This window comes from Streptomyces sp. H27-C3, from assembly GCF_030063415.1.
Classification (GTDB): Bacteria; Actinomycetota; Actinomycetes; order Streptomycetales; family Streptomycetaceae; genus Streptomyces.
This window is the reverse complement of sequence record NZ_JASITA010000006.1, coordinates 228,997-242,609: the sequence shown is the minus strand read 5'-3', so window position 1 is coordinate 242,609 and position 13,613 is coordinate 228,997. Positions and strand designations below refer to the sequence as shown.

At 70.5% G+C, this 13,613-nt stretch carries 10 protein-coding genes and 1 pseudogene; 5 read left to right on the top strand and 6 right to left on the bottom strand.

Annotation, left to right across the window (positions count from 1 at the left end):
* Positions 1–55: 55 nt before the first annotated feature.
* Positions 56–1,447 (top strand): annotated as a pseudogene (locus QMK30_RS38440) (ricin-type beta-trefoil lectin domain protein); the annotation flags it as partial.
* 377 nt (positions 1,448–1,824) lie between these two features.
* Here QMK30_RS38440 and QMK30_RS08505 read toward each other — a convergent pair.
* Positions 1,825–2,835, bottom strand: a complete 1,011-nt coding sequence (locus QMK30_RS08505) for an SAM-dependent methyltransferase (protein ID WP_502963094.1) — start codon at positions 2,833–2,835, stop codon at positions 1,825–1,827.
* Between the two features lie 213 nt (positions 2,836–3,048).
* Here QMK30_RS08505 and QMK30_RS08500 point away from each other — a divergent pair, with 213 nt between their 5' ends.
* Both QMK30_RS08500 and QMK30_RS08495 read left to right on the top strand, forming a co-directional pair.
* Positions 3,049–4,251: a sensor histidine kinase gene (locus tag QMK30_RS08500; protein ID WP_283516567.1), complete on the top strand. Its 1,203-nt coding sequence runs from the start codon at positions 3,049–3,051 to the stop codon at positions 4,249–4,251.
* A 35-nt stretch (positions 4,252–4,286) separates the two neighbouring features.
* Complete coding sequence (locus QMK30_RS08495; protein ID WP_283516566.1) at positions 4,287–4,967, top strand: response regulator; 681 nt, start codon at positions 4,287–4,289, stop codon at positions 4,965–4,967.
* A 293-nt stretch (positions 4,968–5,260) separates the two neighbouring features.
* Here QMK30_RS08495 and QMK30_RS08490 read toward each other — a convergent pair whose 3' ends face one another.
* The 4 genes from QMK30_RS08490 to QMK30_RS08475 all read right to left on the bottom strand — a co-directional run bounded on the left by QMK30_RS08490 (position 5,261) and on the right by QMK30_RS08475 (position 9,129).
* The gene (locus QMK30_RS08490) at positions 5,261–6,520 is read right to left on the bottom strand and encodes a hypothetical protein (RefSeq protein WP_502963092.1); all 1,260 of its coding nucleotides are present in this window, start codon (positions 6,518–6,520) and stop codon (positions 5,261–5,263) included.
* Between the two features lie 130 nt (positions 6,521–6,650).
* Positions 6,651–7,631 carry an ABC transporter substrate-binding protein gene (locus QMK30_RS08485; protein WP_283516564.1) on the bottom strand — a complete coding sequence of 327 codons (981 nt, stop codon included), beginning with the start codon at positions 7,629–7,631 and terminating at the stop codon, positions 6,651–6,653.
* A gap of 70 nt (positions 7,632–7,701) precedes the next feature.
* A complete protein-coding gene (locus QMK30_RS08480; RefSeq protein WP_283516563.1) occupies positions 7,702–8,388 on the bottom strand; it encodes an ABC transporter permease in 687 nt (228 codons plus the stop codon).
* A gap of 3 nt (positions 8,389–8,391) precedes the next feature.
* Positions 8,392–9,129, bottom strand: a complete 738-nt coding sequence (locus QMK30_RS08475) for an ABC transporter permease (RefSeq protein ID WP_283516562.1) — start codon at positions 9,127–9,129, stop codon at positions 8,392–8,394.
* Between the two features lie 162 nt (positions 9,130–9,291).
* Between QMK30_RS08475 and QMK30_RS08470 the strand changes: the two genes are divergently transcribed.
* On the top strand, positions 9,292–10,458 hold the full coding sequence (locus QMK30_RS08470) for an ABC transporter ATP-binding protein (RefSeq protein WP_283516561.1): 1,167 nt from the start codon (positions 9,292–9,294) through the stop codon (positions 10,456–10,458).
* 26 nt (positions 10,459–10,484) lie between these two features.
* Here QMK30_RS08470 and QMK30_RS08465 read toward each other — a convergent pair whose 3' ends face one another.
* Positions 10,485–11,603, bottom strand: a complete 1,119-nt coding sequence (locus QMK30_RS08465) for an alpha/beta hydrolase (RefSeq protein ID WP_283516560.1) — start codon at positions 11,601–11,603, stop codon at positions 10,485–10,487.
* A gap of 173 nt (positions 11,604–11,776) precedes the next feature.
* Here QMK30_RS08465 and QMK30_RS08460 point away from each other — a divergent pair, with 173 nt between their 5' ends.
* A complete protein-coding gene (locus QMK30_RS08460; protein ID WP_283516559.1) occupies positions 11,777–13,582 on the top strand; it encodes a phosphatidylglycerol lysyltransferase domain-containing protein in 1,806 nt (601 codons plus the stop codon).
* Positions 13,583–13,613 lie beyond the last annotated feature (31 nt).

The following is a 13,613-nucleotide window of genomic DNA, read 5'->3' as shown; positions in this document are numbered from 1 at the left end:
CCCACCCCGCGCCACCCCCGCCGCAGCGGAGTCTGACAACGTTCTCCTGGCTGCGATGAGGGCCCGCCCGGCGGAGGAGTCCCACTACCCCGTCACCCTGCTGCTGTCCCGGCACCAGACCGCCGTGTCCGCGTACGCGTCCTTCTGGGCCGCGTCGCCGCACACCGCTTCCCTGCTGACCACAGCCGCCTTCACCAAGGTGCTCGAGGCCGGGCCGCGATCCGACGGCGCCATCGCCCTGCGACCGCAACTGCTGTCCATGGTCCGCCGTATCGCCGCTTCCTGGTACGTCGACCCGCGCGTCCCGCTACTGCTGCCCGATCTCCGCAAACCGGCCGACGGCCGGATCATGCGCGCGGGGAAGGTCGTGCCGCCGCAGAACCGACGGCTCGCTTTCCGCGCCTTCCAGGAATTACCCGGCTCCGCCCAATGCCTCCTGTGGCACACGGAGGCCGAAGCCGAGGACATATCCGCGCCCGCCGCGCTGCTCGCCCTCGATGCCGGCACGGCACAAGCTCAGGTCGAACACGCGCGCGAGCTTTTTCGGCAGGGTCTGCTGCGAGGTCATATCGAACTCGCCCAGGAAAAGGAATGCCGCCACTACAACCGGCTGCTCGACGTTTCCATGCGCCGGGGCGGGATCCTCATCCCGGATGTCGAGCAGCATCTGTCGCGATGCCGGCACTGCCGGTTCGCCGCCGAGCAGTTGGGGCTGTTCCGCGGAAAGCTGCCCACGCTCCTGGCCGAGGGACTGCTCGGCCGCAGCGCCCGGCGCTATCTCGACTCCCGGCCGGGACGCCGCACCACCCTGCCGCAGGGCGGAGCCTCTGCGCGCCGCACCGGGCGGCACTCGGGAGCGGCGCGCCGACACCTGCTGACACGCATCGTCCCGGCGGACCGGCCGCGCGTACGGACAGGGGTCGCCGCGACGGGCCTGGCCGTGATCGTCGCCGGGGTGCTGGTCGTCAACCTCGCGTCGGGCCTCCGGAGCGACGGCAGCGACTACAAGAGCAGCAGCCACGAGAGCACCACCGTCCCGAGCAGCCCGCCCGCGGGCTCACCCTCTCCCACCTTCCCCAGCGCATCGGCGACCCCGCCCAACTCCGCCGCCCAACCGTCGGGAACGGTGCACACGGCCCTGCGCAACGCCGCCACCGGTCTGTGCCTCGACATCCCCGACGGCAAAACGAAGAGCGGCACCCCAGTGACGACGGCGGCGTGCACGAACGCGGAGGCGCAGCTGTGGCTCTATGAGGACGACGGGCTGCTGCGCAGCTTCCCCGAGCCCCAGATGTGCCTGAACTCCCGGGCGAACGACGGCACGGCTGTGCTGGGCGACTGCACGAAGCCGACGGCGAAGGACGCCCCGAACACGCGGTACGACCTGACCGTCCGGGGCCAGCTGATCCCGCGCTGGACCGAGCGGCTGGCGCTCGTCCCGCTCACCGCGGATCCGAAAGCCACCGTGGTGGTCAAGCTCCGGGACGCGTCCCCCGAGCAGCGGTGGCTGACCGACATCCGGCCGGAGGCCGCGGACTCGGGTGGGTCGGCGAAATCCTCGGTGGGAATCACCACCGGGCCCCCACCGGCCCCGTCCGCGCCGCCCACCCGTGAGTCCGCCAAGGAGAGCCCCGGAAAGAAGAACGACGAGACGAAGAACGGGGAGACGAAAAAAGGCGGGGCGAAGAACGACGACGGGAAATCGGCCAGGGACAGCGGCGGGAAAAAGGGCACACCCCTCAAGTCGGTGCCGCAGAAACCACAGGACCCGCCGAAGACGTACTGGGTACGGGAGGGCCAGCACGACAGCGGCTCGAACAGGCATCACCCGTGGTGGTGGTCGGGCACCCGCTGGAGCAGCCAGCCGAAGTCGCCCAACCCGTTCTTCGCCGTGAGCTCCGCCGACTCGCCCGCCGCCGACAGGGCACGGACGTACGCCACCGGGTCGCTGGAGGCCAGGGAGAGGGACGGACGGTCGCCCGAGACACCGAGGTTCCGCAGCGCGTCCCGCTGACTGAGCAGCTCCGCACCCGGCAGCGCACAGGCATCCAGCGCCACATGAGCGGTGATGTCGCACGTCCCGTCCGGCACCGGCCGGACCTCGCGGCCCGCGCGGAAGCCGACCAGCGTGCCGAAGGGGGGCCGGTCCACGCGCCCGTGGGCGTAGTCGACGGCCACCGCGAGGCCCGCGTCGAGCGTCGCGACGGCGCGGGCCCACGCCTCGTCCCGGGGGCGGCCGATCTCGCCGCGCAGGCCCGGCTCGGCGCCGAGCGGCCACCAGCGCGCGAGCCACGCGGCGTCCGCTCCGGTCACGGGTCCGCCGAGCCTCTCCTCGCCGTCCGCACGGACCAGGACGTGACGGGGTACCCCGTCCGGGTCGACCTCTGCCACGTTCACCGGCACGTTGTCGAGCCATTCATTGGCGAAGAGCAGCCCGGTGACACCGGCGGGCGGCTCGGCGACCCACTCGATCCGGGGGTCGAGCCCGGCGGGCCGCGCCGCGCGTTCCACGGCGTACGCCCGGACCTTCAGGCCGTCGGAAAGCGCGGCCAGCACTCCGGTCAGCAGCTCGCCACGCCCGGCGCCGACGTCCACGAGAGCCAGGTCGTCCGGCCGTCCGAGCGCGTCGGCGGTCTCGGTGAGCAGCCGGGCCACCGCGGCGGCGAAGAGCGGGGAGGCGTGCACGGACGTACGGAAATGGCCGGCGGGGCCTTCCGGGCGCAGATAGAAACCGCCGGGCCCGTACAGCGCCCGCTCGGTCGCCTCACGCCACCCCTGCCACTCGCCGGACGCGTCCGACTCAGCTGTCTCGCCCGTCTCGTCCGGCTCATGCACCTCATGCGGCTTGCCCAGGGCATCTATCACGACCCCAGTCTCTCCCGGAGGCCGCGCGCCGGGCCGGCGAGCCCTACCTCTCCCTGACTGTCGATAAAGTCCGGTATCGCCCTGTGTGGCAAGTGGCCTCCACCTTGGGGAGTACACACCGGCTACACGGATCGCCCCTTCGGTTGACCCCCGCACCTATTCGGTTTCCCTACGCTGGGTTACGTGCAACGCCTCTACGACTTCATCCGCAGGCACCCGACGAGTGTCGACAGCTTCTGGGCTGTGATGCTCTTCGGGTTCTCGATGCTGTGGGCGGTCCAAATCCCGGCCGGAACCTGGCCCCGCATCACCGCCATGGCTGTCATGACGCTGCTCTGCGTCGTGGTGGCGCTGCGCCGCCGCGCGCCGGAAAAGATGCTGGTGCTGACCATCGCGCTGGGCATCGTCCAGCTCGCCCTCGACGTAGAGGTCAATCCGGCCGACTGGGCCATGCTCGTCATCGTCTACACCATCGCCGCGAGCGACGGGCCACGCTGGGTCTCCCGCCTCGCCCTGTTCAGCGGCCTGAGCGCGGCCACCCTGGCGCAGCTGCGCTGGCCCGCGGACAAGGACGGCACGATCGTCCCGGCGATCTTCTTCGCCGTCGTACTGACCCTGCCGTTCGCCCTCGCCTGGGTCCTCGGTGACTCGATGCGCACCCGGCGGGCGTACTTCGCCGAGCTGGAGGAGCGCGCCGCGCGCCTGGAGAAGGAGCGCGAAGCCCAGTCGAAGGTCGCGGTCGCCGCCGAGCGGGCCCGTATCGCCCGCGAACTGCACGACGTCGTCGCGCACAACGTGTCGGTGATGGTGGTGCAGGCGGACGGCGCGGCCTACGTCATGGATGCCTCCCCCGCCCAGGCCAAACAGGCGCTGGAGACCATCTCGACGACCGGCAGGCAGGCGCTGGCGGAGATGCGCCGACTGCTGGGCGTGCTGCGGACCGGCGAGAAGCAGGAGAGCGGCGAGTACGTGCCGCAGCCCGACGTCGAGCAGATCGAGGATCTCGTCGAGCAGGTGCGCAGCGCGGGCCTCACCGTGGACTTCAAGGTTGAGGGGACCCCCAGGCCACTGCCCAGCGGGGTGGAACTCACGGCGTACCGCATCGTGCAGGAGGCCCTCACCAACGCGCGCAAGCACGGCGGCCCCGATGTCGGCGCGAGCGTCCGGCTGGTCTACTTCGACGACGGCCTCGGCCTGCTCGTCGAGGACGACGGGCGGGGCGCGGCGCACGAGCTGTACGAGGACGGCGGCGCGGACGGCCGGGGGCACGGGCTCATCGGTATGCGGGAGCGCGTCGGTATGGTCGGCGGCACGCTGGATGCCGGGCCCCGGTCCGGCGGTGGTTTCCGGATCAGCGCGCTGCTGCCCCTCAAGCCCGCCCATTGACCGCTTTGTTTGACCTTTACGAGAGGCCCCCTCCCATGTCCATCCGCGTGATGCTCGTCGACGATCAGGTGCTGCTGCGCACCGGCTTCCGGATGGTCCTGGCCGCCCAGCCCGACATGGAGGTCGTCGCGGAGGCGGGCAACGGCGAAGAGGCCGTCGAGGTCCTGCGCACCGCGGAGGTGGACGTGGTGCTGATGGACGTACGCATGCCGAAGCTGGACGGGGTCGAGGCGACGCGGCGCATCTGCGCGCAGCCCGACGCGCCCAAGGTCCTCATCCTGACCACCTTCGACCTCGACGAGTACGCCTTCTCGGGGCTGAAGGCGGGGGCCAGCGGCTTCATGCTGAAAGATGTGCCGCCGGCCGAACTGCTGGGCGCGATCAGGTCGGTTCACAGCGGCGACGCGGTCGTGGCTCCCTCGACGACGCGGCGTCTGCTCGACCGCTTCTCGCCGATGCTGCCGAGCACGGGCACGGAGCCGCGGCAGAAGGAGCTGGAGCGACTGACCGAGCGGGAGCGCGAGGTGATGCTGCTCGTCGCCCAGGGCCTTTCGAACGGCGAGATCGCGGCGCGGCTGGTCCTGTCGGAGGCCACGGTCAAGACACACGTGGGCCGCATCCTGACCAAGCTGGGCCTGCGCGACCGCGTCCAGGTCGTGGTCCTGGCGTACGAGACGGGCCTGGTCCGCGCGGGCGGCGGCTCGGGGCCGTCCTAGGGGGCCTGGGGGCCTGGGGACCTGGGGACCTGGGGCGAAGTCGGCCCCGTCCTGGAGAGCAATGAGGACCCGGCGCGAGTTCGGCCCCGTCGTAGGGGGCACGGCGACTTGGGGCGAGCTCGGCCCCGTCCTCGGGAGCATGGCGGCCTGGTGCTGGCTCGGCCCCGTCCTGAAGGCCTGTGCTTCGACGTCACCCGTCGACCGGGCTGGACCGTCCAGCCCGGCTCGTCCGGCGTTCGAGGACACCTTCGGGCCGGGCCGTGATCCCGGTGAACCTGCTCCCCGCAACCCCGCTAGGAGATCGCGCTGCGGAGCTCCGCCACGTCCAGCTGCTCCGTCTCGTCGTGCGCCGTCAGGTCGATGACCTGGCCCACCGCCCTGCTCGTCCCCGCGACCTTCCGGGCCGCCTCCAGCGCCTCCTCACCCACCACATCCGCGAGGTCGACGTTCCGGACGGCTTCGATGGCCGCCACCACGGGCTTCTGCGTACCGAAGAAGTCGAATCCGCCCTCCAGCCGCGAGGAGGGGCGGCGCAGCGAGGCGTACGGGACGACCGCCGAGGCGGCGTCGGGGCGCGGGACGATGGCGGACGACGGGCGCGAGTGCTCCGGTGAGGGCACGGCGCTTCCCGCGGCCGCCTTGTGCTTACCCTCCGGCTCCTCCGCCTTCCGGGCATCCGGGGACTGCGGCGCATCCCGCGGCCCTCGCGAACCTGCCGCGCCCTGCGCACCCCGCGCACTCGGTGCCTTCCACGCGTCCCGCGGACCCCGAGGCCCCTGCGGACCCCTTGAACCCTGAGGGCCCCGCACGTCCGGCGCCTTCCGCGCATCCCGCGACCTGTCCGGGCCCTGCGAACCCGGCGCGTCCTGGGGACTTCGCGCGTCCTGCCCGTCCCGGACGTCCTCCGAGCCTTGCCTGTCCCGCACGTTCTGCGGACCCCGCCCGTTCCGCGGACCTCGCCCGTCCCGCACCTCGCGCCCGACCTGCGGACCCCGCCCGTCCCGCGGACCTTGCGCATCGCGCATGTCGCGCGAATTCCGTGATTCCTGCTCCGCCGCGTTGCGCGTCAGGTGATCCAGCGCCATCGACGCCCGCAGATACGCGGACGGCGTCGGCGTGCTGCTCGCCGCGGGCAGGGCCTTCGCCGGGGCGGCCGCCGCCATCGCGAGCAGCCGGCGGCTCTCCAGCACGCCGGCCCGCTCGGTCTCCGCGGTCGCGTACCGCCGCAGCAGCGCGGCGTGCTCGCCCCGCAGCGCTGCCAGTTCGACCCGCTTGGTGCGCAGCTTCTCGTCCAGCTTTGCGCGCAGGGCGCGCGACTCGTCGAGGTCGGCCTCGATGTCGGCTATGCGCTCTTCGGTCTTCCACTCGTCGCCCGCGCGGGCGCGCGTCAGCTCCGCGACACGTCTGCCCGCCGCACGGTCCCAACTGCGCATGAGGACCGCGCCGGTGACCGCCGCCGCGGCAGCGGCGGCGACCAGGACGCGGAGCACCACCGGTTCCGCGAACAGCCAGGCGCCGGCGGCGCAGAGAGCTGACGCGCCGGCGACCGCCAAGGGCGGCAGGATCCTGTGCAGGGGTGGGGAATGACGGTGGCGTCCACGTGGCATGGCCTGAAATTTACCGTGCGTAGGCGACTGATGGGGCCCACCCCGGCAATCTGTTCTCAGCCAATTACTTCTGCCCCTACTTCTTGATCAGCCCCTTGGACTCCAGGTACTCCTTCGCCGCGTCCGCGGGCTTCGCCCGGTCCGCGTCGATCTTGCGGTTCAGCTCGACCAGATCATCCGTCGTCAGCACGTCGGTGAGCTTGCCGAGGGCGTCCGCTATCTCCTGGGATCCGGCGTCCTTCGCATTGACCACCGGCAGCACGTTGTCCGCGTTCTGGAGATTCTTGTCGTCCTCCAGGAGTACGAGCCCGAAGCTCTCCAGCGTCGCATCGGTCGTGGTGGTCAGCACCAGTTGGTCCGCGCCGTCCTTGACCGCCTGCTTGGCCTGCGGGGTGCCCACGCCCTTGGGGTCGACGCCGGTCACGTCGATGCCGTACGTCGTCTTCAGCCCGGGTGCGCAGAACGGCCGCACCGTACATTCGTCGCCCGCCGCGATCTTCACCTTGAGCTTGGACTTCCCAAGGTCGGAGAGGGTCTTGAGCTTGTTCTTCTCGGCGTATTCCTTGGTCACCGCGAAAGCGTTCTGGTCGACGGCCTCGCCGGGCTTCAGCGCCTTCAGCCCACGCGGCCCCGCGAGCTTTTCCAGCGCCTTGTGCGTAGCGGTGACATCACTGGAAGCGACCGGCTTCTCCTCGGGTGCCTTGGGCCCGTTCGCCTTCGCGTTGAGGAATTCGGCGAGCGTGGCCGCGTATTCCGGGACGACGTCGATCTCGCCCTTCTCCAGGGCGGGTTCGTACAGCTCGCGGTTCTCGACGGTCTTGACGGAGGTGCCGTATCCGGCATCGTCGAGGAGCTGCACATACAGCTCGGCCAGCACCTTGGACTCGGTGAAACCGGCCGAACCGATCACCAGCGAGGCCTTCTTGCCGCCGTCACCGGCCGCGGTCGAGCCGCCGTCCTTGTCCTTCTCGAGGCTGTCACCGCCACAGGCCGCCAGCCCACCGGCCAGCGCCACTACGGCCACTACCGCACCTGCGGTGCGCGAGATCCTGCTCATGAGGTTCACCATCCAAGAGAAGAGACACAAGAAAAAGAAGCACGGAGAAGAGAGGAAGATTCGGAGGCCGTCACACGATTTCTTGCGGGACGACACGACGCCGCATGGGGTCGAGCATCCGGTGCGCCGCCACCAGCGCACCCTCGACCAGCAGCGCGAGCACGGCGACGAGCAGCGCGCCCGCCACCACTTGCGGGGTGTTGTACGTGTTGAACCCGGCCGTGATGATCCGGCCGAGGCCGCCCTCGCCCGCCATCGCGGCGAGCGTCGCCGTGGCGACCACCTGGACCGCGGCCGACCTGAGCCCCGTCATGATCAGCGGATACGCGAGGGGCAGCTCGACCCGGACGAACAGCTGGCGCCCCGACATGCCCATCCCCCGCGCGGCCTCCACCACCGCCCGGTCCACCTCCCGCATGCCGATGTAGGCATTGGTCAGCAGCGGCGGTACGGCGAAGAGCACCAGCGCGATGATCGTCGGCAGGTCGCCCTGCCTGCCCAGCGGAGTGAGCGTGAGCAGGATCAGCACCGCGAGGGTGGGGATCGCCCGCCCCACGTTGGAAAGATTGATGGCGAGCGCGCCGCCCCGGCCCAGATGCCCGAGCCACAGCGCGAGCGGCAGCGCGATCAGGCAGGACAGCAGCAGGCACACGCCGCTGAAGTAGAGGTGCTCGCCCAGCCGGTTCCAGATGCCGCTCTCGCCCTGCCAGTTGGCGTTGGTCGTCAGCCAGCTGAAGGCGTCCCCGATGGATCCCATGAATCAGCCGACCTTCGCCACATCGGCCGCACGGGCCGCACGGATGCGCAGCGCACGCCCGCTGCCGGGTGTACGTATTCGGGTCCAGGGCGTCAGCATCCGCTGCAGCCCGAGGAGCAGCAGGTCGGCCACCACCGCGAGCAGCACACAGATCACCGAGGCGGTGAGCACCTGCGCCTTGAAGATGGAGTCGAGCCCGTCGACGATCAGCGTGCCGAGACCGCCGTATCCGACGATCGCGCCGATCGTCGTCATGGCGACCGTCGACACCGTCGCGATCCGCACCCCGGCCAGCAGCGCGGGCAGGGCGAGCGGCAGCTCGACCTCCCACAGCAGCCGCCCCGGCCCGTACCCCATGCCCTGCGCGGCCTCGCGCGCCTCGGCGGGCACCGCTTCGAGCCCGGCCAGGATGTTCCGTACGAGCACGGTCAGCGAATAGAGCACCAGACCGGTGATCACCACGGCCGGCGAAAGGCCGAACAGCGGCAGCAGCAGCGAGAACATCGCCAGCGACGGGATCGTGTAGAGCAGGGTCGTCAGGCCCAGGACCGGGCCCGCGAACCTGCGGCGGCCCCGCGCGAGCAGCGCCAGCGGAAAGGCGATCAGCAGCCCGATCACCACCGAGATCACCGTGATCCACACGTGCTGCACCGTCGCGTCGATCAACTCCTGGCTGCGGGAGCGGACATACTCGCCGCAAATCCAGTCGTTCGCCGCAAGACAGTTCTGCGCGCCACTCATGCCGCCCCACCTCCCCCGACAACCCGAACTTATGTCTGGCGACCCTATCCTCGGCCACTGACAATCGCTCTGGCCGTCACATTGCAGCAACATGGGGCGGGGGTTCGGGGGTCGCCCCCCAGGAAATGTCACAGCACAGGGCACCGGCCACAATGGGGAATCATGATCCGATTCGAGAACGTCACCAAGCGGTACGCCGACGGCACCACTGCCGTCGACGACCTCTCCTTCGAAGTCGCCGAGGGGGAACTGGTCACGCTCGTCGGGCCTTCCGGCTGCGGCAAGACCACCACCATGAAGATGGTGAACCGGCTGATCGAGCCGTCCGAAGGCCGGATATTCCTTGACGGAGAAGACATATCCACCGTCGACCCCGTACAGCTGCGCCGGCGTATCGGCTATGTCATCCAGCAGGTCGGTCTCTTTCCGCACAAGACGGTCCTGGAGAACACCGCGACCGTCCCTCACCTCCTGGGCGTCAAGCGCGCCAAGGCCCACGCGCGCGCGGCCGAGCTGCTCGACCTGGTCGGCCTCGACCCGAAGGTGCACGGGGACCGCTATCCCGACCAGCTATCCGGCGGTCAGCGCCAGCGCGTCGGCGTGGCACGGGCGTTGGCGGCCGACCCGCCCGTTCTGCTGATGGACGAGCCCTTCGGGGCGGTCGACCCGGTCGTACGCGAACACCTTCAGAACGAATTCCTCAAGCTCCAGTCGCAGATGCGCAAGACTGTGCTCTTCGTCACGCACGACATCGAGGAGGCCGTCCGCCTCGGCGACCGCATCGCGGTCTACGGGCACGGCACGATCGAGCAGTTCGACCCTCCGGCCGCCGTCCTCGGGATGCCCGCCACCCCGTACGTCGCGGACTTCGTCGGCGCCGACCGCGGTCTCAAGCGGCTCTCCGTCACCCCCATCGAGCCCGGTGACCTGGAGCAGCCGCCCGTCGTGCACCTCGACGACCCGCTGAAGAAGGCGGCGGACACGCTCGCCGCGGAGGGCGCCCGCTGGGCCGTCGTCCTGGACAGCAAGGACGATCTGCACGGCTGGATCTCGGCCGACCGCGCGAACGCCGCGAGCGGGACCGTACGCGAGCACGCCCGCCGCATGGAGGCCTGGCTGCCCGTCGGCGCCTCGCTCAAGCAGGCGTTCGCCACGATGCTCCAGCACGACGCGGGCTGGATCGCGGTCATCGACGAGGGGAGCGCCGGACACTTCCTCGGCGTCCTCACCCCGGCCAAGTTGCACGAGGCGCTGCGCAGGTCCATCGACGCGGACGCGCACTCCGTTCCCCGTACCGAGGTGGAAGTGGAATCGATCAGCCTGCCTTAATCCTGAAGAGCCCGCCGGTCGGCCCCTCAGCCCCTCAGCCTGCCGCTGATCCAGGCCAGCGCGGGCGGGATCTCGCGCCGCCAGGTGTTGAAGTTGTGGCCGCCGCTGTCGAGGGTGATCGACGAGACGCGGGCGGGCGCGGGGACCCTGTTGATGAACTTCAGGGTGTTCCTGAGATTCCCCTCGCCCGACTTGGAGCTGGTCACCAGGAACGAGGAGCGCGCCAGCGCGCCCGGCTTCGCGTGGTCCAGGCTCCACAGCAGGTCGGACCGGTGCCGCAGCGCCTTGCTGCCGCCGAAGAGGTCACCGGTCGTCGCGTCGTCGGCGGCCCTGTAGTACGCCGAGAGACCCGCGCTCGCGGCGAAGGTGTCCGGGTGGTGCATGGCGATCTTGAGCGCGCAGTAACCGCCGGTCGAGTTCCCCATGAAGCCCCAGTTCCGCGGCTGGGTGCCGACCCGGTAGGACCCCGATATCGCCCTGGGCAGGTCCTCGGCGAAGAAGGTCTCGGTCTGCGGGCCGCCGGGTACGTCCGCGCACTCGGTGTCCCGCGGGGGCGCCACCGTCGGCCGCATCATCACCAGGATCATCGGCTGCATCTTGCCGGTCTTGACCTGCGTGTACGCCGTCTTCGGGTAACGCAGGCCCTCGAGCAGGTTCTCCGCGGTGCCCGGGTAGCCGGTGAGCACCACGGACGCCGGGAAGGTCTTCTTCGCGTACTTCGGCTGGAAGTACTCGGGCGGCAGATAGACATACCCGGGGCTGTCCATCATCGACTTCCGCCCCGCCACGACGATCTTCTGTATCTGGCCGCCCACCCGGGGCGTCGAGCCGCCCGGCACGTCCACGGCCTGCGTACCGAGGACCTTGATGTCCTTGCCGCCGGCCGAGTGGTCCACGACCACCCCCATCTCCGTCTCCTGGCCGAAGAGGTCGCCCCAGGAGCCGTAGAAGAGAAACGATTTGTTGGCGGCGAAACCGACCGAGGCGAAAAGCAGCACCTGGGTCACCAGCAGCAGCCCGACGCGGCCCAGCACCGAACGCCAGCCGCGACCGGCCAGCCGCGGCCAGAGCCAGATCGTGGCCACGAACAGCGCCACTGCCAGAAGTACGGCGAGCGCCAGAACCTTGTTGCTGGTGAGACCCATGATGAAGAGACAGCTTTCTGCCTGAGAATTTCCTGAGCGTGAGTGAACCCGCTCCCCTGCTGCGCCGTCCTAGAGGGCGCAAAATGTCCGGCTGCTTCGGCCCACGGACAGAAAATCTTTCGCGTGAACCATGGGAAGCGATGTCCAGCAAAATAGATGGGGATAAATCACGGATGGTTCCGAATTGGATTCGGCGGACCCTGAGCGGACCGCGCCCCGAATCGGTGCCCTCCCTGGTCGGTACGGCCTGCGCCGTCGTGGGCCTCCTGGACATCGCGGCGGGCGTCTTCCCGCGCTTCAGAAACAGCCGGATGCACACCTTCGCCGAGGTGTTGCCGGGCGCACTCGGACCGTTCGCAGCCGCCCTCGCCATCAGCGCCGGCGTCCTGCTGCTGCTCCTCTCGCACGGCCTCAAGCGCCACAAGCGCCGCGCCTGGCGCGCCGCCGTGGTGCTGCTGCCCGCCGGGGCCGTGGCCCAGTTCACGTACCGGCACTCGGTCATCGGCGTACTGATCTCGCTGGCGCTGCTCGCCCTGCTGCTGCGCCACCGCAAGGAATTCGCCGCGCTGCCCGACCCGAGCAGCCGCTGGAGGGCACTGGCGAACTTCGTCCTCCTCGGTGCCGGGTCCCTGGGCCTTGGCCTGGTCATCGTCAGCTCACACCCGGCGAAGGTGGTCGGCAACCCGAGCGTGGCCGACCGGCTGGAGCACGTCCTGTACGGGCTCTTCGGGCTTGAGGGTCCTGTCGACTACGCGGGCCGGGTCTCCTGGACCGTCGGCTACTCCCTGGGCGCCCTCGGCCTGCTCACCGCCATCACCACCATCTACCTGGCCCTGCGCCCCGAGCACCCGGCCGCCCGCCTCACCGCGGACGACGAGCAGCGGCTGCGCGAGCTGCTCGCCAAGCACGGCGGCCGCGACTCGCTGGGCCACTTCGCGCTCCGCCACGACAAGGGCGTCGTCTTCTCCCCCAGCGGCAAGGCCGCCGTCTGCTATCGGGTGATCTCCGGCGTGATGCTCGCCAGCGGCGACCCGATCGGTGACGTCGAGGCCTGGCCGGGCGCCATCGAGCGCTTCATGGACGAGGCCAAGGCGCACTCCTGGACCCCGGCCGTCATGGGGTGCAGCGAGACCGGCGGCGAGGTGTGGACCCGCGAGACGGGGCTCGACGCGCTGGAGCTCGGGGACGAAGCGGTGGTGGACGTGCCGGATTTCTCCCTCGGCGGGCGCGCCATGCGCAACGTGCGCCAGATGGTCAAGCGCATCGAGCGGGGTGGCTACGAGACCCGGGTGCGGCGGGTCCGTGACGTCGGCGAGGCCGAGCTGGAGAGGATCGGACTGGCCGCCGCCGACTGGCGCGGCACCGACAACGAGCGCGGCTTCTCGATGGCACTCGGCCGCATCGGCGAGCCGGGCGACGGGGACTGCGTGATCGCCACCGCGCACAACGCCGCCGACGAGACCTCCGCGTACGGCGACCTGAAGGCCGTCCTGCACTTCGTCCCGTGGGGTACGGACGGCATGTCCCTGGACCTGATGCGCCGCGACCGCTCCGCGGATCCCGGCATGAACGAGCTGCTGATCGTCGCCTCCCTGCGGGCCGCCCCCCAGCTGGGTGTGGCCCGTGTCTCGCTGAACTTCGCGATGTTCCGCTCGGCGCTCGCCCGCGGCGAGAAGATCGGTGCGGGGCCGGTACTGCGGCTCTGGCGCGGCCTGCTGGTCTTTCTCTCCCGCTGGTTCCAGATCGAGTCGCTGTACAAGTTCAACGCCAAGTTCCGGCCGCGTTGGGAGCCGCGCTTCGTGGTCTTCCGCAGCACCCGCGACCTGCCGCGCATCGGCTTCGCGGCGATGCAGGCGGAGGGATTCGTCACGCTGGCGCTGCCCCGCCCGTTCGCCCGCCGGGCCGCCCGCAAGCCGCGCCGCCCCTGCGCGCACCTCGACCGGCCCCGAAGCCTGGACGCCGGGCGGTCCGCCGCCTGACCGCCTGCCCGGGGCCTGCGACCGGGTCCCG